At 67.6% G+C, this 19,546-nt stretch carries 18 protein-coding genes and 1 tRNA gene; 8 read left to right on the forward strand and 11 right to left on the reverse strand.

Going from position 1 to position 19,546, the window contains the following annotated elements:
- Positions 1 to 27: 27 nt before the first annotated feature.
- On the reverse strand, positions 28 to 585 hold the full coding sequence (locus tag ACOQOP_RS20390; protein WP_420563651.1) for a hypothetical protein: 558 nt from the start codon (positions 583 to 585) through the stop codon (positions 28 to 30).
- Between the two features lie 5 nt (positions 586 to 590).
- Positions 591 to 1,181 (reverse strand): transcription elongation factor GreB, encoded by a 591-nt coding sequence (gene greB / locus ACOQOP_RS20395; protein WP_420563652.1) that lies wholly within the window; start codon positions 1,179 to 1,181, stop codon positions 591 to 593.
- Between the two features lie 148 nt (positions 1,182 to 1,329).
- Between greB and ACOQOP_RS20400 the strand changes: the two genes are divergently transcribed.
- Complete coding sequence (locus tag ACOQOP_RS20400; RefSeq protein WP_420563653.1) at positions 1,330 to 2,931, forward strand: hypothetical protein; 1,602 nt, start codon at positions 1,330 to 1,332, stop codon at positions 2,929 to 2,931.
- A 4-nt stretch (positions 2,932 to 2,935) separates the two neighbouring features.
- Here ACOQOP_RS20400 and ftsY read toward each other — a convergent pair whose 3' ends face one another.
- The gene (ftsY, locus tag ACOQOP_RS20405; protein ID WP_420563654.1) at positions 2,936 to 3,883 is read right to left on the reverse strand and encodes a signal recognition particle-docking protein FtsY; all 948 of its coding nucleotides are present in this window, start codon (positions 3,881 to 3,883) and stop codon (positions 2,936 to 2,938) included.
- A 24-nt stretch (positions 3,884 to 3,907) separates the two neighbouring features.
- On the reverse strand, positions 3,908 to 5,203 hold the full coding sequence (gene mtaB / locus ACOQOP_RS20410) for a tRNA (N(6)-L-threonylcarbamoyladenosine(37)-C(2))-methylthiotransferase MtaB (RefSeq protein WP_420563655.1): 1,296 nt from the start codon (positions 5,201 to 5,203) through the stop codon (positions 3,908 to 3,910).
- A gap of 126 nt (positions 5,204 to 5,329) precedes the next feature.
- Between mtaB and ACOQOP_RS20415 the strand changes: the two genes are divergently transcribed.
- Positions 5,330 to 6,403, forward strand: coding sequence for a tartrate dehydrogenase (locus ACOQOP_RS20415; RefSeq protein WP_420563656.1), 1,074 nt, complete (start codon positions 5,330 to 5,332; stop codon positions 6,401 to 6,403).
- 389 nt (positions 6,404 to 6,792) lie between these two features.
- Here the strand turns inward: ACOQOP_RS20415 and ACOQOP_RS20420 are convergent, their stop codons facing one another.
- The gene (locus ACOQOP_RS20420; RefSeq protein ID WP_420563657.1) at positions 6,793 to 7,326 is read right to left on the reverse strand and encodes a 2'-5' RNA ligase family protein; all 534 of its coding nucleotides are present in this window, start codon (positions 7,324 to 7,326) and stop codon (positions 6,793 to 6,795) included.
- A 10-nt stretch (positions 7,327 to 7,336) separates the two neighbouring features.
- Positions 7,337 to 8,179 (reverse strand): diaminopimelate epimerase, encoded by an 843-nt coding sequence (gene dapF / locus ACOQOP_RS20425; protein ID WP_420563658.1) that lies wholly within the window; start codon positions 8,177 to 8,179, stop codon positions 7,337 to 7,339.
- 100 nt (positions 8,180 to 8,279) lie between these two features.
- Between dapF and ACOQOP_RS20430 the strand changes: the two genes are divergently transcribed.
- The 3 genes from ACOQOP_RS20430 to ACOQOP_RS20440 all read left to right on the forward strand — a co-directional run bounded on the left by ACOQOP_RS20430 (position 8,280) and on the right by ACOQOP_RS20440 (position 11,145).
- A complete protein-coding gene (locus ACOQOP_RS20430) occupies positions 8,280 to 9,347 on the forward strand; it encodes a malate/lactate/ureidoglycolate dehydrogenase (RefSeq protein ID WP_420563659.1) in 1,068 nt (355 codons plus the stop codon).
- An 87-nt stretch (positions 9,348 to 9,434) separates the two neighbouring features.
- Positions 9,435 to 10,544 carry a bifunctional DNA-binding transcriptional regulator/O6-methylguanine-DNA methyltransferase Ada gene (gene ada / locus ACOQOP_RS20435; RefSeq protein WP_420563660.1) on the forward strand — a complete coding sequence of 370 codons (1,110 nt, stop codon included), beginning with the start codon at positions 9,435 to 9,437 and terminating at the stop codon, positions 10,542 to 10,544.
- Between the two features lie 175 nt (positions 10,545 to 10,719).
- On the forward strand, positions 10,720 to 11,145 hold the full coding sequence (locus ACOQOP_RS20440; RefSeq protein WP_420563661.1) for a carboxymuconolactone decarboxylase family protein: 426 nt from the start codon (positions 10,720 to 10,722) through the stop codon (positions 11,143 to 11,145).
- Positions 11,146 to 11,273: 128 nt separating this feature from the next.
- Here ACOQOP_RS20440 and ACOQOP_RS20445 read toward each other — a convergent pair whose 3' ends face one another.
- The 3 genes from ACOQOP_RS20445 to ACOQOP_RS20455 form a co-directional block, all read right to left on the reverse strand.
- Positions 11,274 to 12,113: a nitroreductase family protein gene (locus ACOQOP_RS20445; protein ID WP_420563662.1), complete on the reverse strand. Its 840-nt coding sequence runs from the start codon at positions 12,111 to 12,113 to the stop codon at positions 11,274 to 11,276.
- 87 nt (positions 12,114 to 12,200) lie between these two features.
- Positions 12,201 to 13,856 carry a Rieske (2Fe-2S) protein gene (locus ACOQOP_RS20450; RefSeq protein WP_420563663.1) on the reverse strand — a complete coding sequence of 552 codons (1,656 nt, stop codon included), beginning with the start codon at positions 13,854 to 13,856 and terminating at the stop codon, positions 12,201 to 12,203.
- A gap of 80 nt (positions 13,857 to 13,936) precedes the next feature.
- Positions 13,937 to 14,275 carry a hypothetical protein gene (locus tag ACOQOP_RS20455; protein ID WP_420563664.1) on the reverse strand — a complete coding sequence of 113 codons (339 nt, stop codon included), beginning with the start codon at positions 14,273 to 14,275 and terminating at the stop codon, positions 13,937 to 13,939.
- A gap of 170 nt (positions 14,276 to 14,445) precedes the next feature.
- Between ACOQOP_RS20455 and ACOQOP_RS20460 the strand changes: the two genes are divergently transcribed.
- Positions 14,446 to 14,535 (forward strand) — tRNA-Ser (locus ACOQOP_RS20460).
- A gap of 115 nt (positions 14,536 to 14,650) precedes the next feature.
- Positions 14,651 to 14,974 carry a hypothetical protein gene (locus ACOQOP_RS20465; protein WP_420563665.1) on the forward strand — a complete coding sequence of 108 codons (324 nt, stop codon included), beginning with the start codon at positions 14,651 to 14,653 and terminating at the stop codon, positions 14,972 to 14,974.
- A gap of 44 nt (positions 14,975 to 15,018) precedes the next feature.
- Here the strand turns inward: ACOQOP_RS20465 and ACOQOP_RS20470 are convergent, their stop codons facing one another.
- Entirely contained in the window at positions 15,019 to 15,843 is an 825-nt protein-coding gene (locus ACOQOP_RS20470; protein ID WP_420563666.1) for an FkbM family methyltransferase, read from the reverse strand.
- 18 nt (positions 15,844 to 15,861) lie between these two features.
- Complete coding sequence (locus ACOQOP_RS20475) at positions 15,862 to 16,839, reverse strand: glycosyltransferase family 92 protein (protein WP_420563667.1); 978 nt, start codon at positions 16,837 to 16,839, stop codon at positions 15,862 to 15,864.
- Positions 16,840 to 17,035: 196 nt separating this feature from the next.
- On the opposite strand from ACOQOP_RS20475, the gene ACOQOP_RS20480 reads away from it, so the two are divergent.
- Positions 17,036 to 19,504: a calcium-binding protein gene (locus ACOQOP_RS20480; RefSeq protein ID WP_420563668.1), complete on the forward strand. Its 2,469-nt coding sequence runs from the start codon at positions 17,036 to 17,038 to the stop codon at positions 19,502 to 19,504.
- Positions 19,505 to 19,546 lie beyond the last annotated feature (42 nt).

Consider the following 19,546-nt stretch of genomic DNA (forward strand, 5'->3'; position numbering starts at 1 on the left):
GCCGGCGGTGGCTGCACCGCAAGCCGCCTAGTAGGCGATCTCGATGCTGCGCGGTTCCGCTGCCGTCGGGAGCGGCCAGTAAAGGGACCAGGCCAGGTCATTGACCAGATAGAAGGAAAGATCCGCCACCGCGCTCACCGCGGTGAATCCGGCCGCCGTCATCGGATCGGCGGTGAACAGCAGCCCGAGCCCGTAGTTCTTCGCCGAGCCCACGACCCGGTAGGTCCCTGCCCGGGCCGCAAGCGTCCAGTCGCCGAGCGGCTGCGGGTCGTCGAACCCGAGGTCCCACGCCGTCTCGTGGATGTAGTAGGCGGCCGCCGACAGGACCGCGTTGGTGGCGAGGAAAGCCGGGGCCGCCGCCGCGGTTCCGCCGAGCAGGGCGCCGTACAGGACGATGTCGAACCCGTTCGCCATCACCTCGTAGGTGAGTGTCTTGTAGAGGTTCCGTTCCCAGACCTCGGACATGTCGGCGCCTGCCGTCACCCGCTCCTGGGCGGCGGCCACGGAGCCCATCGACAGCCACACAGCGAGCGCCAGCGCCACCAGCACGCCACCCGACCGTCCTCCGCCAACCCGCCTCGCCATCCGGGTCAGTCCGTGACGTAGCGGATCTCGACGACCTCGATCTCCTTGGGGCCCTGGGGCGTGTGGACGGTGACCGCGTCGCCTTCCTCCGCCTTCATCAGCGCCTTGGCGATCGGCGAGATCCAGCTCACGTCGCCCGCCTCGGTATCGGCCTCGTCGACGCCGACGATGCGGATCGTGTGCTCGGTCTCGCTGCCGTCGTCATGCAGTTCGGCATAGGTCACCGTCGCCCCGAAGAACACCTTGTCCAGATGGGTCTGCAGCGCCGGGTCGACCGGTTCGGCGGTGTCGATGCGTTTCGACAGGTAGCGCATGCGCCGGTCGATCTCGCGCAGCCGCTTCTTTCCGTAGATGTAGTCGCCGTTCTCCGAGCGGTCGCCGTTGCCGGCCGCCCAGGACACGACCTCTACGACCTTCGGCCGCTCCACGGAGCGCAGCTGCTTCAGCTCCGCCCGCAGCGCCTCCAGGCCCTTCGGCGTGATGAGGTTGCGGCCCATCTGGGCATCGAGCGCCTCCTCGGCGTCGTCATGCACCTCATCGGTCTCGTCCCAGCCGTCGAGGCCGCCATCATCTTCTTTCACGAATGCCTTGTTCATGGCCGGCAGTCTAGCGGGTCGCGCCGCCCGATGACAGGGTTCGCGCTGCCGCGGGCCGTGAGATAAGTCACCGGCACGGACCGGCTGCGGCCACACGCTCCGGACCGGCCTTGGCCCATAATCCCGCTTGGGCAGGAGGGGAAAGGCCATGGCGCGGCTGGTGACGATCGGGGACTCGGTCTCCCAGGGTTTCATGTCGGTCGGCGCGGCGCAGACCCAGCAGAGCTACAGCACGCTGCTGGCGCGCATGATGGAACTGCCGGACTACCGCTTCCCGGACTGGCCGCTCGGCGGGATCCCGATGAACGCCGAGGCGCTGCTGCGGCATCTGTCGAAGTATTTCGGCGACGATATCCGCGGACCGTTCGAGTGGCGCGGCGCCATCCAGCGGATCGAGGATTTCCTGGACGGGCTGGAGACCTATTACGAGCGCGGGCCCGGGGATTTCCTGACCCCCTACGCGCACGGGATCCGCAGCTTCCACAACCTGGCCTCCTTCGGCTTCACCGTGTCCGATGCCTGGCAGCTGACCCCGGAAGTTGCGCTGGACCAGCTCCTCGCCGGCGAGCAGAAGCCGTTCGAGGACCAGGCCTTCGCCACGCCGAGCAACGCCTTCTATCGCAGCGCCTTCCGGGTGCTGAATCCGTCGGCCGACCCGGCGCTGAACGGCATGAGCCAGCTCGCCTGGCTGCGGCACTACGCGGAGCGCGATCCCGACGGGGTGGAGAACGTGGTTCTGTTCCTCGGCGCCAACAATGCCCTGGGGACCGTCCTGCATCTGGAGGTGCGCGAGGACCTGGAGAACATCGCCGAATATGTGGCGGCCGATCACCGGGCGCGCATGAACATCAACCTCTCAACCCTGGAACAGTTCGAGCAGGACTACAGCGAGCTGCTCGACCGGCTGCTCGACATCCTGGATACCGACGAGCACCACGGCCGCGCGCCGAACTGGCAGGTGTTTCTCGGCACCGTTCCGGCGGTGACCATCGCGCCGATCGCCAAGGGGTTCGGGCCCACCGAACGGGTGACCGACCCGTTCGGCGTGGTCGAGGACGGGGCCAATTACTACGAGCGCTATTCCTACGTGGCCCTGGAGGAGGACGAGGTGATGCGCGGCGTCACCCCGGCCCTGACCCGCGAGCAGGCGATCGCCATCGACACCCGGATCGCCGGCTTCAACCGCATCATTCGGCGCCTGGTGGCCGAGGCGAACGGGCGGCTCGACCGGCCGCGCCTGCATATCGTGGATGTGGCCGCCGCCCTGCTTCGGGCCGCGATCAAGCGCAATGGCGGACGGCCGATCTATGCCTTTCCCCAGGGATTGCTGCAGGCGTTCCGCAGCGACGAGGTGCTGCGCCGCTACGACCCGGCGCGGGCGACCGTCGACCTGCCCGACGGGCCGGCGCTGATCCCGACCACCAAATACTACCGGGCCGAGGGCGACCGGGTGTACGAGGGCGGGCTGTTCAGTCTGGACGGGGTGCATCCCAGCGCCATCGGCCAGGGCATTCTCGCCGACGAGTTCGCCTCGGTGATGCGCAGCAACGGCGTGCTGTTCCGCAAGCGCCTGAACTGGCCCGGCATCGTGCGCAACGACACCCTGAGCTGGCGGCCGTTGAATCTGGTGGAGGAAATCTTCCAGCACTCGGAACTGGCGACCTTCGTCTTCCGGGCGCTGCGCACCCCGCCGGACAAGACAAGGCGGCCGGTCGGCCGGATGACGGACGAGGATACGGCGGGCCATTGACGGCCTAGCTTTCGATGCCCATCAGCGAGTTCGCGAAAGCCCGGGCCTCGAACGGGCGCAGGTCGTCGGCACCCTCGCCGACGCCGACCGCATGGACCGGCAGGCCGACACTCTGGGCCAGCGCCACGACCACGCCGCCGCGGGCCGAGCCGTCGAGCTTGGTGACCACCAGGCCGGTGATGTCGACCATTTCCTTGAACGCCTTCACCTGGGCATGGGCGTTCTGACCGACCGTGCCGTCCAGCACCAGCACCGTGGCGTGCGGGGCGGTGGCGTCCTGCTTCTTGATGACCCGGACCACCTTGGCGAGCTCGTCCATGAGCTGGGTCTTGTTCTGCAGCCGCCCGGCGGTGTCGATCATCAGCACGTCGGCGCCGGAGGATTTGGCGGCGGCCAGGGCGTCGAAGGCCAGGGCGGCGGCGTCGGAGCCGTGCGGCTTCTCGATCACTGGCACCTTCGCCCGCTCGCCCCAGACCTTGAGCTGCTCGATGGCGGCGGCGCGGAAGGTGTCGCCGGCGGCGAGCATCACCGACCTGCCCTCGCGGCTCCACTGATGCGCCAGCTTGCCGATGGTGGTGGTCTTGCCCGAGCCGTTGACGCCGACCATCAGCATGACGAATGGCTTGTGCCCCACCGGCTCCAGCGGCTTGGCAACCGGGGCCAGGATCTCGGCGATATCCTCGGCGAAGGCGGCGCGGACCTCGTCGCCGGTCACTTCCTTGTCGAACTTCTCGCGGGCCAGGTTGCCGGTCAGCTTCATCGCCGTCTCGACCCCGAGATCGGCGGTGATCAGCAGCTCCTCCAGCTCCTCCAGGGTCGCGTCGTCCAGCTTGCGCTTGGTGAACAGCCCGCCGATGCCGTCGACCAGCCGGCGGGAGGACTTGGACAGCCCCTCGCGTAGCCGCGCGAACCAGCCCTTTTTCGGCGCGTTTTCGGTCTCGGTATCGGTCATAGGGACGACTTCACTGGCTGGGGCTCATGCGGCGGCCCGGACGGTCCGCTCGCCGATCAGAACGGTGCCGTCGCGGCCGGTGACGGTGACCTCGACGATCTCGCCTTCCACGGCCCCGCCGGCGACGCGGATCTCGGCGAAGCTCTCGCCGTGGCCCATGCCCTCGCGCTCGATCAGCACCCGGTCGGTGGTGCCGATGCGGGTGTCGAGCCAGCGCGCCAGATTGTCGGCGCCGATCGACCTCAGCTCGGCGGCACGCGCCTTGCGGGCATCGCCATGGACCTGGGGCATGCGGGCGGCCGGCGTGCCGGGACGCGGCGAATAGGGGAAGATGTGCAGGTACTGCAGCCCGAGATCGCGCAGCAGCGCCGCCGTATTGGCGTGCATCTCGTCGCTCTCGGTCGGGAAGCCGGCGATCACATCGGCGCCGAAGGCCACGTCCGGGCGCAGGGCGCGGGCGCGCTCGACCACGCGGATCGCATCGTCGCGCAGGTGGCGGCGCTTCATGCGCTTCAGCACCATGTCGTCTCCGGCCTGCAGGCTCAGATGCAGATGCGGCATGAACCGGGGCTCGCTCTCCAGCAGCCGCCAGATGTCGTCGTCCAGCTCCACCGGGTCGACGGAGGAGAGGCGCAGGCGCGGCAGCTCCGGCACCAGGGCGAGCAGCCGGCGCACCATCTGGCCGAGCGACGGCTTGCCCGGCAGGTCGCCGCCATAGGAGGTGATGTCGACCCCGCTCAGCACCATCTCGCGATAGCCCGATGCGACCAGGGTGCGGACCTGCTCGACGATCACGCCCATCGGCACCGAGCGGCTATTGCCGCGGCCGAAGGGGATGACGCAGAAGGTGCAGCGGTGGTCGCAGCCCTGCTGGACCTGGACGATGGCGCGCTCGCGCCCCTGCGCCTCGGTGACCAGATGGGCGGCGGTCTCGCGCACGCTCATGATGTCGTTGACCAGAATCTTCGGCGCGTCGTCGGTGGCCGGCGCGTTCCAGGTCTCCGGCCGCAGCTTCTCCTCGTTGCCGACCACCCGGGCCACACCGGGAATGGCGGCGTAGCGGTCCGGGTCGATCTGGGCGGCGCAGCCGGTGACGACGACCTGGGTGCCGGGGTTCTCGCGGATCAGCCGCCGGATCGCCTGGCGCGACTGACGCTCGGCCTCCGAGGTAACCGCGCAGGTGTTGACCACGATGGTGTCGCCCGCGCCGGAGGCGGCCAGATGGCCCTGGATCAGGTCGGACTCGTGCGCGTTCAGCCGGCAGCCGAAGGTCTCGACCCGGTGAGAGGGAGCTGTCGCGGTGTCAGCCTGATGCGCCATAGGGCGGTAGATGCCTGCATGGGGGGCGGAATGCAAGACTCCGGGCATGATCGGGCGATTGTGGAGTGCCGCCCCGCTCCCCTACATTGCGCCGACAAACAGCCCATCGATGCGTGAGGAAACCCCATGAAGACCTACAAGATCGCGGCCATTCCGGCTGACGGCATCGGCCCGGAAGTGATCGCCGCCGGCCTGCAGGCGCTGGAAGCGCTGGAGCGGCGCGACGGGTCGTTCAAGCTGGAGGTTGAGCATTTCGACTGGGGCTCCGACTACTACAAGAAGCACGGCGTGATGATGCCGGAGGATGGTCGCGACCAGCTCAAGCCGTTCGACGCGATCTTCTTCGGCGCGGTCGGCGCCCCCGACGTGCCGGACCACATCACGCTCTGGGGCCTGCGCCTGCCGATCTGCCAGGGCTTCGACCAGTATGCCAATGTGCGCCCGACCAAGATCCTGCCGGGCATCACCTCGCCGCTGGCCGGCGTCGGGCCGGGCGACCTGGACTGGGTGATCGTGCGCGAGAATTCCGAGGGCGAATATGCCGGCAACGGTGGGCGCACCCATCGCGGCATGCCCGAGGAGGTCGGCACCGAGGTGTCTATCTTCACCCGTGTCGGTGTCACCCGGATCATGCGCTATGCCTTCAAGCTGGCCCAGTCGCGGCCGCGCAAGCTGCTGACCGTGGTGACCAAGTCGAACGCCCAGCGCTTCGGCATGGTGATGTGGGACGAGATCGCCGCCGAGGTGGCCCAGGAATTCCCCGACGTCACCTGGGACAAGATGCTGGTCGACGCCATGACCGTGCGCATGACCCTGAAGCCGAAGAGCCTGGACACCATCGTCGCCACCAACCTGCATGCCGACATCCTGTCGGATCTGGCGGGTGCCTTGGCCGGCAGCCTGGGCGTGGCACCGACGGCGAACATCGACCCGGAGCGGCGCTACCCCTCCATGTTCGAGCCGATCCACGGCTCGGCCTTCGACATCACCGGCAAGGGCATCGCCAACCCGGTCGCCACCTTCTGGACGGCGGCGCAGATGCTGGAGCACCTGGGCGAGGCCAAGGCGGCGGCGCGGCTGATGGAAGCGGTGGAGAAGGTGACGGCGGACGGCGTGCTGACCCCGGACATTGGCGGTACGGCCACCACCCAGCAGGTGACCGACGCGGTCTGCGAGGCGATCCGGGCTTCGAACATCTGACGCTCGGGACGGCACCGCCGCCCCGCCTGCCCTCGCCCAATCCCCAACCGTCATCCTGACGCACGTCAGGATCAAGCCTGCTGCGTATCGGCAGCTTTCACCGCCCGGGCGGTGCTGTCTGCGCACTGATCCTGATTTGCATCAGGATGACGGGAAGGGTTGATCGTTCCGAGGCTTGATCCTGAATCAAGTTCAGGATGACGGAGGGGTTAGCTCGGTGGCCGCTACCCCAGCAGCGCCACCCCGACCCATTCCAAACCCATCCGTCATCCTGATGCAAATCAGGATCAACGCGCGGACGGCGCGGTGTCGGGCTGCGGGAAAATCTCAAACGCTTGTGGCTCGATCCTGAATCGAGTTCAGGATGACGGAAGGGGGTGGAGGGGCGGCTAACCCCGCAGCGCCACCTCGGCCAGGCGGCGCGGTGCTTCGCCGTCGGTCAGGCGGAACAGCTCGATCGTGTCGAGCCGGGCCTGGATCTCGATGTCCTGGGCGTTCAGGTCGTCAACCAGGGCCTTGGCCAGCTTCGCCTCGCCGAACCGGCCGAGGGTGACATGGGGCACGAAGGGAAGGTCGAGGCGCAGCGCCTCGGCGAAGGGGCCGCTGTAGAGGTAGTCGTGCAGCCGGATCAGCGCGCCGTTGCCGGCGTCCGGCACCAGATAGACATAGGTCTCGTTGGAATACCGGTCGAGCCAGGGCATGGTCGCCCGGAAGGACAGGATGATCGGCGCAGTCTCCGCGGCGACCGTGGCAAGATGGCTGGTGGCGCTGGTCGGATCGGTCGCGTCGGTCGGGAACACCAGGGTCACATGGGCGCCGAGCCCTTCCTGGAAGATCGCGCCGCGGTGCCGTCCGCGCAGGGCGTCGATCCAGGCCCGGTCGGCCGCCGCCATGGAGGGTCGGCCGAGCACCACGAGGCTCACCGCACCCTCCTCAGGACCCGAGCGAGGAGAGGTCGAGCACGCCGGAGAAGCTGGTCGCCACCGGTCCCGTCATCTCGACATGCCCGTCTGCGCGCCAGGCGATGTCCAGCACGCCGCCGTCCAGCACCACGCTGGCCGACCGGCCGGGGATCACGCCGCGCCGGGCGGCCGCGACCACGGTCGCGCAGGCGCCCGAACCGCAGGCCTGGGTGATGCCGGCTCCGCGCTCCCACACCCGCATGCGCAGACGGTCGGGGGCGAGCACGCTGACGAACTCGATATTGGCGCGTTCCGGGAAGATCGGGTTGGTCTCGATCGGCGGGCCGATGCGGGCGAGGTCTAGTGCCTCGGCGTCCTCCACGAAGAATACCGCGTGCGGGTTGCCCATGTTGACCATGGTCGCCGGCCCATAGGCCTCCGCCCCCGGCACGGTGACTTCCAGCGTGTCGGTCTCCACGGCGATCGGGATCTCGTTCCAGGCGAGGTTGGCCTTGCCCATGTCGACCGTCACCCGCCCGTCGGCGCCGCGCCGGCAGATCAGGCCGCCGACCACGGTCTCCAGCACGATCTCATCCGCGCCGGCCTCGTCCATCAGCAGGGAGGCGACGCAGCGGGTGCCGTTGCCGCAGGCCTGGGCCTGGGAGCCGTCCGGGTTGTGGATCGCCATATAGGCCAGCCCGCCGTTCTTCGGCGGCAGGATGGTGAGGAACTGGTCGTAGCCCACCCCGCGGCGGCGGTCGCCCACGGCCCGGTACTGCGCCTCGCTCAGGGCGGCGTCGGCCGTGCGCCCGTCGACGACGACGAAGTCGTTGCCGAGGCCGTGCATCTTCAGGAAGGGCAAATTCGTGCTCATGACGCCTCATATAGAGACGGTGTAGGCTCGGCTGCAAGCGTACCTTGAACAGCCATCCACGAACGTTCAGCCAACAACACGAAGAACACGAGGGAGTGACATGCCGATCACCATCGGACACGAGCGCCTGACCGATATCGTCACCGCCATGATGCAGGGGGCGAAGAGCGCGCCGGACGAGGCCCGCACCATCGCCGAGAACCTGGTGACGGCCAACCTGATGGGCCATGACAGCCACGGCGTCGGCCTCGCACCGCGCTACATGAAGCACGCGCTGGAAGGCACGATGAACCCGGGGGCGCGCCCCTCGGTGGTAACCGACAACGGCGCCTATCTGCTGCTCGACGGCAACATGGGGTACGGCCAGACCGTCTGCCGCGAGGCGATGGAGATGGCGATCGACCGGGCGAAGAAGACCGGCGTGTGCATCATGGGCCTGCGCAAGACCCACCACATGGGCCGGATCGGGGCCTGGGGCGAGATGGCTGCCCGGGCCGGGCTGATCTCCATCCACTACGTCAACACCACCGGCCACCGGCCCTATGTGTCGCCCTGGGGCGGCTACGAGGCGAAGTACTCGACCAACCCGTACTGCACGGCGATCCCGACGACCGACGACCACCCGATGATCGTGCTCGACATGGCCACCTCCCGGGTCGCCCAGGGCAAGGTGCGGGTCGCCTACTACGCCGGCAAGAAGACCCCGGCCGACGCCCTGGTCGGCCCAGACGGGCGGCCGACCGACGACCCAACGGTGATCTTCGAGGAGCCGTACGGCGCCATGCTCTCCTTTGGCCAGCACAAGGGCTACGGCCTCGCCATGATCTGCGAGATCCTGGCGGCCGGCCTGACCGGCGGCGGCACCGCGCGCGAGGAGCTGATGAGCCAGAACACGATCTGCAACAACATGCTGTCGATCGTCATGGACCCGGCCGGCTTCGGCGCCGACATTCCCTTCAAGTCGGAGATCGACCAGCTCGTCGGCCATGTGTCGTCGGCCAAGGTGGCGGTCGGCCACGACAAGATCCGCTTCCCCGGCGACCCGGAGCGCGAGACCTCGGCCGAGCGCACCGCCAACGGCATTCCGATCGACGACAACACCTGGGCGGAGATGACCCAGGCGGGTGTGGATGCCGGGATGAAGGAAGCCGATTTCGCGGTGAACTGAGGCTCCCGATCGTCTCCGCAAGAAGCGGATGGAGGGACCTCGGCCGTCGTTTCAAGGTAGGATCATCATGAGCGATGGAGATCCGAGATGACCGTCCAGATGACCGCCTCACCGGCCAAGGCCCGCACACCGATGGACGACGACGCCCGCTACCGGGTCGTCGTCGCCCGCGACAAGTCCTTCGACGGCGCCTTCATCGTGGCGGTGCGGACGACCGGTGTGTACTGCCGGCCCTACTGCCCGTCGCGCACCCCGAAGCGCGAGAACGTGTCGTTCTTCCAGACGCCGGAACAGGCGCGCTCGGCCGGCTACCGGGCCTGCCGGCGCTGCAAACCGGACGAGTCCGCCGCCCCCGATCCGCGCCTGGACGCGGTGCGGGCCGCCTGCCGGGCGATCGAGAGTGCCGAGGACGAGTGCCCGAGCCTGGAGGCGCTGGGCACGGCGGCGGGGCTGAGCCCGTTCCACCTGCAGCGCAGCTTCAAGGCGGTGATGGGCATCAGCCCGCGCCAGTACTGGGACGCGCGGCGGCTGGGGAAGCTGAAGGAGAACCTGAAATCGGGGGAGGGTGTGGCCATGGCGCTGTACGGGGCCGGCTACGGCTCCTCCAGCCGGCTCTACGAGAAAGCGGGGGCGCAGTTGGGCATGACACCGGCAAGCTACGGCAAGGGCGGCGCGGGCGCGGTGATCGCCTATGCCTTCGCCGACACGTCGTTGGGGCGGGTGATCGTCGGCGCGACGAAGACGGGGATCTGCTTCGTCGGCATCGGCGATACGGACGAGGCCCTGGTGGAAGAACTGCGCGGTGACTTCCCCAATGCCACCCTGGCCGCCGATCCGGGCGGGTTGGGCGAGACCCTGGGCGAGGTCGCTGGCATGCTGGAGGGACGGGAGCCCCATGTTGACCTGCCGCTCGACATCCGCGGCACCGCCTTCCAGCGCCAGGTCTGGCAGGCACTGACCGACATCCCCATGGGCGAGACCCGCACCTACGCGGACCTGGCCGCGGCCATCGGCAGGCCCAAGGCGATCCGGGCGGTCGGCAGCGCCTGCGCCAACAACCCGGTCTCCCTGATCGTGCCCTGCCACCGGGCGATCGGCACCGACGGCACCCTGCGCGGCTACCGCTGGGGGCTGGACCGCAAGCGCAGGCTGATCGACACCGAGGTGCGGGAAGCGGAACGGGCGTCGGCGAAGTAGGGGCCTTCTCTCTCCTCTTTCTTCCCGGCCCCGCGCCGGGACCGAGGGTGACGTTTGCTGGAGCTTTGCGGAATAATCGCCCGAAGCTCCAGTAGCCCCTCTTCCTGGATCCCGGCGCATGGCCGGGAAGACAGGAAGGGATACGCAAAAAACACCCTCACGGAAGGAACCGCCCATGTCCACCGAGCCCGCCACAGTCGTCATGGTCGAGTACGAGTCCGCTTCGGACGAGGTCCGCGAAGTGTTCGACGACATCATGGCGACCAAGGGGATCGGCTTCGTGCCGAATGCCTGGAAGGTCTTCGCCTCCCATCCGCCGACCCTGAAGCGGCTGTGGTACGGCCTGAAGGAGGTCATGGCGCCGGGCGCGCTCGACCCGAAATTCAAGGAGATGATCGCCGTCGCGGTGTCGGTGACCAACGGCTGCGACTACTGCACCCGCAGCCACACCGCCGCCGCCCGCAAGCTGGGGATGACCGACGCGGAGTATGGCGAGCTGCTGGCCGTGGTCGGCATGTTCAACCAGACCAACGCGCTCGCCGAGGCCTACAAGATCCCGGTGGACGACGTGTTCCTGCGGCCGTGGTCGGACGAGGGGTGAGGGGGAACCGTCCCTCTTACCACCTCACCCGTCATCCCGAACTCGTTTCGGGATCAAGCTTCCGGCGGCTGAGTCAGGATCCCTAAACAAGTTCGGGATGACGGGGAAGGGAGGCTTGGTCTCCCTAGTCAATCCAACTTGAACTTCTTCGATTTGAGAAACGCCGCCAGGTTCTTGCGCTGGGGCACGGCGTATTGCCGGGCCTTGTCGTCGGACCAGCCGTAGAAGTCCGGAGCGCCGAACTGCTCGACCATCCGGTATTTCTCCTTCGGCGTGGAGAACTTCGCGTCCCGGCGCCGGTCATAGGCGGCAATCTCCTCCAGCACGTCGCTGTCGTCATAGCGGTCGGTATGCACCGTCACGCTCTGCGGCAGGCGCAGGCTGACCCAGCCCTCGCGCTCCGGGAAGCCCAGCCCCATGCCGACGAAGGGGAAGACGTAATCGGGCAGGCCCAGCACCTCGGCCGCCGCCTCGATCTTGTTGCGGATCACGCTGATCGGGCAGCAGCCCAGCCCCAGGGCCTCGGCGGCGCGGATGAAGGTCGCCATGACGATGGCGGCGTCGCCGGCGGCGTTCAGGAAGGCGTCCAGGTGGTCGTTCGGATAGGGCGTGCCCTTGGCCTCGGCGATCTTGTGGATGCGCCGGTTGTCGCCGCAGAACACCAGCAGCGAGGGCGCGGCGGTGACCCAGGGGTCGTTGATCTGCTCGTTCAGCGCCTTTCGGATCTCCGGGTCCTTGACCACGATGACCGAACATTGCTGCAGGTCGGACTTCGCCGGGGCGGAAAAGGCGCCGGCCAGCGCGATGCGCAGCAGCTCGTCGGGCACCGGTTCGTCCTTGTAGCGCCGGTGGCTGCGGTGGCTGAGGATCGCGGCGATCTCGCCCTCGGCCGGCATGTCGCGCCCGTCCTGCGTCGGCAGGCCGAACCGGTCCTCAATCAGGTCGGCGACGGTCTTCTTCTCGGTCATGCGGCCTCGACGGTGTTGGTGGGGCGGTATGGATGAGGGCCGCATCATGGCCGAGGGAGAGCACCCCCGGCCACTCCCTATCTGCCGCTATTCGCCCTTCACCGTTTCGCGCGCCTGATAGGCGACCCGCCGGGTCAGCTTGCGCTTGAACGGCTCGTTGAGGAACCGGTTCAGGGCGGCGGCCAGGTCCGGCACCCAGGACGCGCGCGGGGTGGCGGCAATTTCCTCGCGGACGGCACAGGTCATCTTCACCAGATGGGCCGAGACGATGAATTCCGGGTTGCCGTGGTCGATCACCCCCTCGGCACAACCCGCCACGAAGGCGGCCGGCGTTGCTACCCGCCAGCGTTCCGCCGGATAGGCCGGGTCCACATACCCGGCATTGCGGCCGAGGAAGCAGGCGGTCTGCAGCAGCACGTCGGGCGCCAGCTCCGGGTGCCGGCCCATCATCCGCCGGCCGGCATTGGCGAAGGTGATGGCATGGCTGAAGTCGAGCCGTCCGACATTCTGGCTAATCGGCTGGGCGTGGCGGGTGGCGTAGAGCGGATCGGCATGGAGAAGCTGCCAGGCCGCCGCCGTCATGAGCGCATCGTAGCAGCGCTGCGGATCGGCACTGCCGGCCGAGATCCGGTCCAGCGCCTTGGCCACCGAGACCCGGCAGAGATCGGCCGGCTTCACCGCCGTCCGTCCGCGGCCGGTCCAGGCGTCCCGCGCCGGGCGGTAGGCCTTGAACTCGGGGATCAGGTCCTCGCGCTGGGCCTTGACCAGAGCCCGGACCAGCAGCAGCAGGAGCGGCTCGGCCACGGGGCCATCGGCCGGGTGGTCCGTCCCTCCGTTGGCGCCGTCAAGCCGCTGCACCGCCTCGCGGGTCTTTTCCATATAGATCGCCGAGTGCCCGAAATCCTGGTAGTGGGCCAGGGCGGCCCGGCACAGGCCGCGGTCGATCCGCGCCCAGCCGCCTTCTGCCAGACCGCCGCGCGCCAGCCGGATCGCCCGGACCTCGTCTTCCGCCTCCACGGCGGCGACGAAGGCCTCCTCGTCCCAGGGCTCGGTGCCCTCGGGATAGGCGTAGGTGTCTTCGCGCAGACTGTCGTCCACCAGATGGGCGACGACCTCGGTGACGCAGACCAGCCGATTGACCGGATCGTCCTGCTCGTCGGCCAGCGCTAGCCAGTCGGCCAGCACCGCATGGGCATGGGTCATGCCCCAGCGGAAGCGGTCATGGGTCCAGCGGATCGCCGCCCGCACGCCCAGGCGCGGATCGGCGCCGGCGGCCTCCAGCCGGGCTAGGTCGCGGGCGATGCGGTCGTCGCTCGGGTCGCGGAAGCCCTCGCGCAGCCCGGCCAGCGCCCTGGCGATCCGCTCGGAGGCCGGCAGGTCGGCGATGTCGATCCAGACGGTGCCGTCGCGGATCTCGCTGGGGAAGACGCGGACCGCATCGCCGCCGTCGACCACCGCTCCGGTCTCCAGGTCGAATTTCCAGTTATGCCAGTTGCAGGTCAGGGTGCAGGTCCCGTCCGCGCCGCCGTCGGACAGCGTACCTTCCGACAGGGGATAGCCCTGGTGCGGGCAGCGGTTGGCGATGGCCCGCACGCCGCCGGCGGTGTCGAACAGGGCCACCTGGCGTCCCTCGCGCTTCACCAGCGCACGTCCCTTGTGCCGCAGCTCGGCGAGCGGCAGGGCCTCGACCCAGACCGGGTCGGATTCGGATGGGCTCGGGCGATCGTCAAGGGCGACGGACATGGCGGGCTCCTCCTCACATCGGCCCTCTTCAGGCCGGGCCGTGACAGGAATGATCGCGCCGCCGGATTATTAAAGCAAGTCTAATCTTGTTTAAAATATTCCCCCGAGCGCGATCGGCTCGGCGGCCGCCCGGGTTTGCGGCCGCCGAGGAAGAACAGGATTGCGAGCCCGCCGGTCACCGCGAAGGCGGGCCAGGTCAGGATCGTGGAGATCACCGGGTGCCACAGGAACTGGCTGACATGGCGCGAGATCCCGGCCTCGGCGAGCTGCAGCGAGGTGGGGTGCAGGGTGAACCAGACGAAGCCGGTGGAGAGCGGCTGGAAGATGCCCTGGTCGACGAGCTGGTAGAGGTCGCGGGTCAGGAAGGCGGCGGCGAGGGCGGCGAACAACCAGCCGAGACAGCGCAGGAGGGTACGCATGAAGTCACCTGTTCCTTGGTGCCGCGGCCATCCGCGATAGCCATCCGCAGGTCCGGGGCCGCGCCTGCGCCGGGAGTGTGGATCTTAACCCCTTATGGCAGAAGGTGAAAGAAGACCTGCATCAGGGCGTTGCAAACCGGCGCGACCTCTATTACGTTCCCGCCTCCTCAGGAGGGGTGGCCGAGTGGTTGAAGGCGCACGCCTGGAAAGTGTGTAGGGGCGAAAGTCCCTCGCGGGTTCGAATCCCGCTCCCTCCGCCATCTTCCTTAGATATCTGATAGTCGAAGCAAACTCCGCGTGCGCCGGTTGTTTCAGATCCGGTGCGCCTGAACGCCGACGGTTGAACGCGCCTCGCGGGTCTGTTACCGCGGGCCCATGCCGGTATCCGCCACAGTCTTCGTGACATTGGCCGGTCTCTCGCTGCTCAGCGTCCTGAGCGGTCGACCCTGGACCACCCTGGTGGCCCGTCGGCATGCGCCGCGGGAACACTGGTGCCATCCGCTGTTCCGCGAGACCAACATGGTTCTCTCCCTGCTCTGGTCCCTGGTGTTCGCCCTTACGGGGCTGTGTGCCTGGGCAACGGATGGCGGTCCCCTCTTCGCCGCCTTGGCCCTGGGCAATACGGCCCTGGGAGCGGCGTCGCCCTGGCTCGGACAGCGTTACGCCGCGTGGCGGGCTCCGGCCTATCGGGACGGCTGACGTCGGCACGAGGCTGACCGTTCGTCGGTCTGGGTCTGCCAGCGTCACGCCGGTTTCAGGAAATAGTTCTTGTATCCGTAGCCGGGGAACTCGCGGTCGATCCGGTATCCGTGGTCCTGGCAGAACTGCCTCAGCCGATCCGCGGTCCTGTCGGCCGTCTCGATCAGCATCTGGGGGCGGCCGGTCCGCAGGAGGGTCTGCGCGCCCGCCAGCACCGAGAACTCCATGCCCTCCACGTCGATCTTGAGAAAGTCGACGGGGGCGTCGAGGAGGTCGTCGAGCGGCAGCACCGGGATCGACCCGTTCGGCTTGAGCCGACCGGCCACAAGGTCTCCCGCGCCGGGCTCGAGGGCGGCCATCGCCCGCGCCGCGCCGACCGCGATGCCAAGGCCGCGCGGGTCGTGGTCGATGCGGTTGCGCGCCAGGTTGGCCTTCAGGCGTGCCACCGCCTGGGGATTGGGTTCGATCGGCAGCAGGAAGGGCGGCTTCAGAACGTGGCCGAAAAACACGCTGTGGTTCCCCGTATTGGCACCGACATCGACGATGCGGCTTCCCACGGGGATGTTGGTGCGGCAGTAGTCCAGCTCCGCCGCTTCGAACAGCCGACCGCTCACATGGAACATGTCGTGCCCGACATTGTCCCCGGCGATCTCGAACAGCAGTGTGTGCCCATGGCACGCCACCGGGGCGACCGTGTGTCCGGCGAGCCGGAAGCGGGCGAAATCGATGATCATCCGGGCGTGGGGCGACTGCCCCGTTCGGTCGATCCGTTCCAGGAGCGGGATCGCCGCCGCGTAGTCGCCGGCCCGCACCAGGCCGACCGCATGTTCCATGGCCTGGGCCACGGTCCAGGGCCGGTCCTCGGTCATCGGGGCGTCGTCCTGCGATCAGCCATCGGTCGTCCAGGCATCCACCCAGCCCTGCAGTTCCTTGCCGATATCCAGACCGCGGTACCGCGCCTCGCGGCGACGCCAGTCGCTCTCCGTACCCGGCTCGTAGGGGAGGTCCAGGCGGTCGGCGACGGCTTTCGCATGGGGCAGGATCGCCGGATCGTATTCCTGGTTCATCAGGGCCTCGCGGAACAGGGCGACCTTCAGCTCGTTCATCGCGTCGATATCGGCGCGGGGACGCGCCAGCTTCCGGCGGAATTCCGACAGCGACCGCGACCAGTAGTGATTGATCCTGAACCTGTCGATCTCGACGCGCGCGCTGAATGCCCGCAGGGGCAGCTCGGGGATCGGGGTGCCGCTGGGGCTGACGGCGGGTGCATCGTTCACATAGGTGAAACTATGCGGCGAGATCATGCTGGTGACAGCGCTCGTCCGAATGATGCTCTTTATATGCGAATGATAGGGTAGGTAGTTCCGGAGCGGACCGGGCGGCAGGCCCTCCTTCAGGAAGATCTTCTCCGAGGTGCGGAACTCCGTCTCGCCCCGCAATTGGTAGCTGGTGGTGGTCAGCGGCGTGGGCCGGGTCTCGAACCCGCTGGAGCCGTAGCAGACCCAGTTGATGCCAAGGGCCGGAAATCGTTCGTAGTCGGTTAGAGCTTCGGCGACCGTTTCCGACGGATCGGTCAGGAACATGAACTCGTCGACATCCAGGAAGGCCAGCCAGTGACAGCGGCTCCGGTTGTTGGCGATGCACGCCTCATAGGCCTGTCGCTGCCGCTTGGTGCCGCTCGGCGCCCGCCGCAGCGTGACGATCCGACGTTCAATCCAGGGTTTCAAGAGTTCCTTTGGAAAATTGGTGCTCTGATCGTCGTATAGGTAGAAATGCTCAAACCCCTGAAGTTGATGGTGCGTGATCCACTCAACCAGGTTCTGTTCTTCATCTCGGATGATCGCGCATGCGGCTAAATAATACATGGTTAATGACCGTTAAGATTAAAAACAGTTAATTTTCATCTTAACTTTTTCGTAAGTCAACTCTGGATATACACGGGTTTCGACTTGTCGTGACCGGAGCCTGCGGTCTAAGAGAACCGCAATAAATTAAAATTTCACTCAAATTGCATATCGGCCTGAAGGCTGAGCGCAGGCGAAAAGCCGAAAGGAAATCGGAATGTCAGGCGTATGGAATTATAACCCAGATGCGAACCAGGACGGCATCGGCGACGGACTGACGTCCCTGTATGTCAGCGGCGCCACGGTTTCGACGACCGACTGGACCACCACCGCGGTCACGATCTCGATCAACACGAACGTCTTCCAGATCAACGGCACGAACCTGACCGGCGCACCCGGAGGCGGCTCCACGCCGACGAATGCGACCTGGGACTACGTCTATATCGACAACACGTCGGCCACGACCGGGACGATCAATTTCACCGGCGGCGCACGGACCGACACGGTGATCGCGACCGCCAACAACGACACGCTGAGCGGCGGTGCCGGCAACGATACCCTCTACGGCTATACCGGCGACGACGACATTGTCGGCGGCACGGGCAACGACAGCCTCGTGGGCGTCAATGGCAACGACACCCTGTCCGGCGGCACCGGCGCCGACACGCTCAAGGGCGGCAGCAACGAGGACCTTCTGGTCGGCGGCGCCGATACGGATCTCCTGTCCGGCGGTTCCGGCAACGACACTCTGTCGGGAGGCACCGGTGCCGACACGCTGTTCGGTGCGGCGGGCAATGACATTCTGTTCGGCGGCGATGACGCCGATACGCTGAGCGCCGGGGCTGGCGCCGATACCCTCAACGGTGGCAACGGCGCCGACCTCCTGCGCGCCGGCACCGACAACGACATCCTGATCGGTGGTGCCGGTGCCGACACGCTGAGTGGCGGCGGCGGCTCCGACACCCTGTCCGGCGGTGCCGACGCGGACACGCTCGTCGGTGGAGCCTCCGACGACACTCTGTCGGGTGGTGCCGGCAACGACTTCCTCGATGGCGGCGCCAGCACCGACGTGCTGAAGGGCGGCGACGGGGCCGACACCTTCTCCAGCTCGGCCGGCGACTTCAACGGCGACACGATCTCCGACTTCGCGACCGGCGACTCGATCGTGGTCACCGGGACGGACCTGTCCTCCCTGAACGGCCAGACCGCGTCGGGCACGATGGATCTGGGCGGCGGGCAGTCCCTGACCCTGACCGGCATCACTTCGGCCAGCGGCGTCTGGAAGGTGACGGTCAGCAACGGCGACAGCACGGTCACCCTGGGGACGGCAGCCTCGTCCGGCGGCGACTCAGGCGGCAGCAGCAGTGGCGGCGGCATCGTCGTTTCGACCGGCTCCCAGGCGGATCAGTCGGTGATCCAGAACACCGGCTCGACCTCCGGCACCGCCGCGATCGTGCAGAACACCAACAACAACGGCAATGTGGTCACCGCCACCCTGCCGGTCGGAACCTCCCTGACCTCGGAAGGGCCGAGCGTCGCCCAGAGCGGCAGCGACGCCACCACCACCCTGGTGTCGGCGATCCAGGCCCGCGGTTCCGCCTCCGGGGTGCAGCTGTCGAGTGGAGCGCAGACCTTCCTGAACAAGCTGTCGACCACGACCACGCTGGATGTCCGCACGATCGTGCCGACGACGACGACGCAGCAGATCAGTTCGCCGGTGGTCATCTCCGGGTCCACCGGGGGCGGATCGGTTCAGTCCGAGGCCTTTGTCATCGACATGCGGTCCATGCCCGCGGGGACGACCCTGCAGCTCGACAACATCGAGTTCACCTCCCTGATGGGGGCGGCGTCCGTGACCGGCGGCGCCGGCAACAACTACGTCACCGCCGACGAGAGCAACCAGTTCATCTCCCTCGGCGAGGGCGACGACACCCTGTTCGGCGGGGACGGGGCGGACACGATCGGGTCCGGCAACGGCGCCGATCTCCTGGTCGGCGAGAACGGCAACGACCGGGTGTTCGGCGGGACCGATGCGGACACCGTCTCCGGCGGCGCCCACGAGGATGTTCTCTACGGCAACCAGGGCAACGATCTGGCCTATGGCAACCAGGGCTACGATACCCTGTTCGGCGGTCAGGATTCCGACACGCTCTATGGCGGCCAGCACCAGGATCTGCTCTACGGCAATGCCGATGCGGACGTGCTCTACGGCAACATGGGGCTGGATACCCTGTATGGCGGCGCCGGCGCCGACACCCTGTACGGTGGGGCGGGGGCTGACACTCTGGTCGGCGGGGTCGGCAACGACGTCCTGCTGGGCGGTCTGTCGAGCGACGACGGGTCCGATGACGGGTCGTTCGATGTCATGTCCGGCGGGATCGGCGACGACTCCTTCTACGGCGGTGCCGGGATCGACTGGATCTATACCGGCGACGGAGCCGATCGGATCTATATCGAGGACGGTAACGGCTTCGACGTGATCGCGGATTTCGATGTCTCGGCGGGCGACCAGCTGATGATCAAGGCCAACCTGAACGGTCAGTCGATCTCCAGCGCCGCCGACGTCATCGCCCGGGCAACGGACAACTCGGACGGCCATGCCGAGATCGATCTGGGCGGCGGCTACGTCCGCCTGATCGGCATCCAGAGCTCGGAGCTGACGGAAGCCCATTTCGGCTTCTTCTGACCGCCGTCACACGACGACACGCGCCGTCCCTCATCGCGGTGA

The sequence above is a fragment of the Thalassobaculum sp. genome (assembly GCF_965223715.1).
In the GTDB taxonomy this organism is placed as follows: domain Bacteria; phylum Pseudomonadota; class Alphaproteobacteria; order Thalassobaculales; family Thalassobaculaceae; genus Thalassobaculum.

Excerpts from the sequence above, each read along its gene's own strand:
- ACOQOP_RS20390 (WP_420563651.1), bottom strand. The coding sequence starts at position 585 with ATGGCGAGGCGGGTTGGCGGAGGACGGTCGGGTGGCGTGCTGGTGGCG.
- greB (WP_420563652.1), bottom strand. The coding sequence starts at position 1,181 with ATGAACAAGGCATTCGTGAAAGAAGATGATGGCGGCCTCGACGGCTGG.
- ACOQOP_RS20400 (WP_420563653.1), top strand. The coding sequence starts at position 1,330 with ATGGCGCGGCTGGTGACGATCGGGGACTCGGTCTCCCAGGGTTTCATG.
- ftsY (WP_420563654.1), bottom strand. The coding sequence starts at position 3,883 with ATGACCGATACCGAGACCGAAAACGCGCCGAAAAAGGGCTGGTTCGCG.
- mtaB (WP_420563655.1), bottom strand. The coding sequence starts at position 5,203 with ATGGCGCATCAGGCTGACACCGCGACAGCTCCCTCTCACCGGGTCGAG.
- ACOQOP_RS20415 (WP_420563656.1), top strand. The coding sequence starts at position 5,330 with ATGAAGACCTACAAGATCGCGGCCATTCCGGCTGACGGCATCGGCCCG.
- dapF (WP_420563658.1), bottom strand. The coding sequence starts at position 8,179 with ATGAGCACGAATTTGCCCTTCCTGAAGATGCACGGCCTCGGCAACGAC.
- ACOQOP_RS20430 (WP_420563659.1), top strand. The coding sequence starts at position 8,280 with ATGCCGATCACCATCGGACACGAGCGCCTGACCGATATCGTCACCGCC.
- ada (WP_420563660.1), top strand. The coding sequence starts at position 9,435 with ATGACCGTCCAGATGACCGCCTCACCGGCCAAGGCCCGCACACCGATG.
- ACOQOP_RS20440 (WP_420563661.1), top strand. The coding sequence starts at position 10,720 with ATGTCCACCGAGCCCGCCACAGTCGTCATGGTCGAGTACGAGTCCGCT.
- ACOQOP_RS20445 (WP_420563662.1), bottom strand. The coding sequence starts at position 12,113 with ATGACCGAGAAGAAGACCGTCGCCGACCTGATTGAGGACCGGTTCGGC.
- ACOQOP_RS20450 (WP_420563663.1), bottom strand. The coding sequence starts at position 13,856 with ATGTCCGTCGCCCTTGACGATCGCCCGAGCCCATCCGAATCCGACCCG.
- ACOQOP_RS20455 (WP_420563664.1), bottom strand. The coding sequence starts at position 14,275 with ATGCGTACCCTCCTGCGCTGTCTCGGCTGGTTGTTCGCCGCCCTCGCC.
- ACOQOP_RS20465 (WP_420563665.1), top strand. The coding sequence starts at position 14,651 with ATGCCGGTATCCGCCACAGTCTTCGTGACATTGGCCGGTCTCTCGCTG.
- ACOQOP_RS20470 (WP_420563666.1), bottom strand. The coding sequence starts at position 15,843 with ATGACCGAGGACCGGCCCTGGACCGTGGCCCAGGCCATGGAACATGCG.
- ACOQOP_RS20475 (WP_420563667.1), bottom strand. The coding sequence starts at position 16,839 with ATGTATTATTTAGCCGCATGCGCGATCATCCGAGATGAAGAACAGAAC.
- ACOQOP_RS20480 (WP_420563668.1), top strand. The coding sequence starts at position 17,036 with ATGTCAGGCGTATGGAATTATAACCCAGATGCGAACCAGGACGGCATC.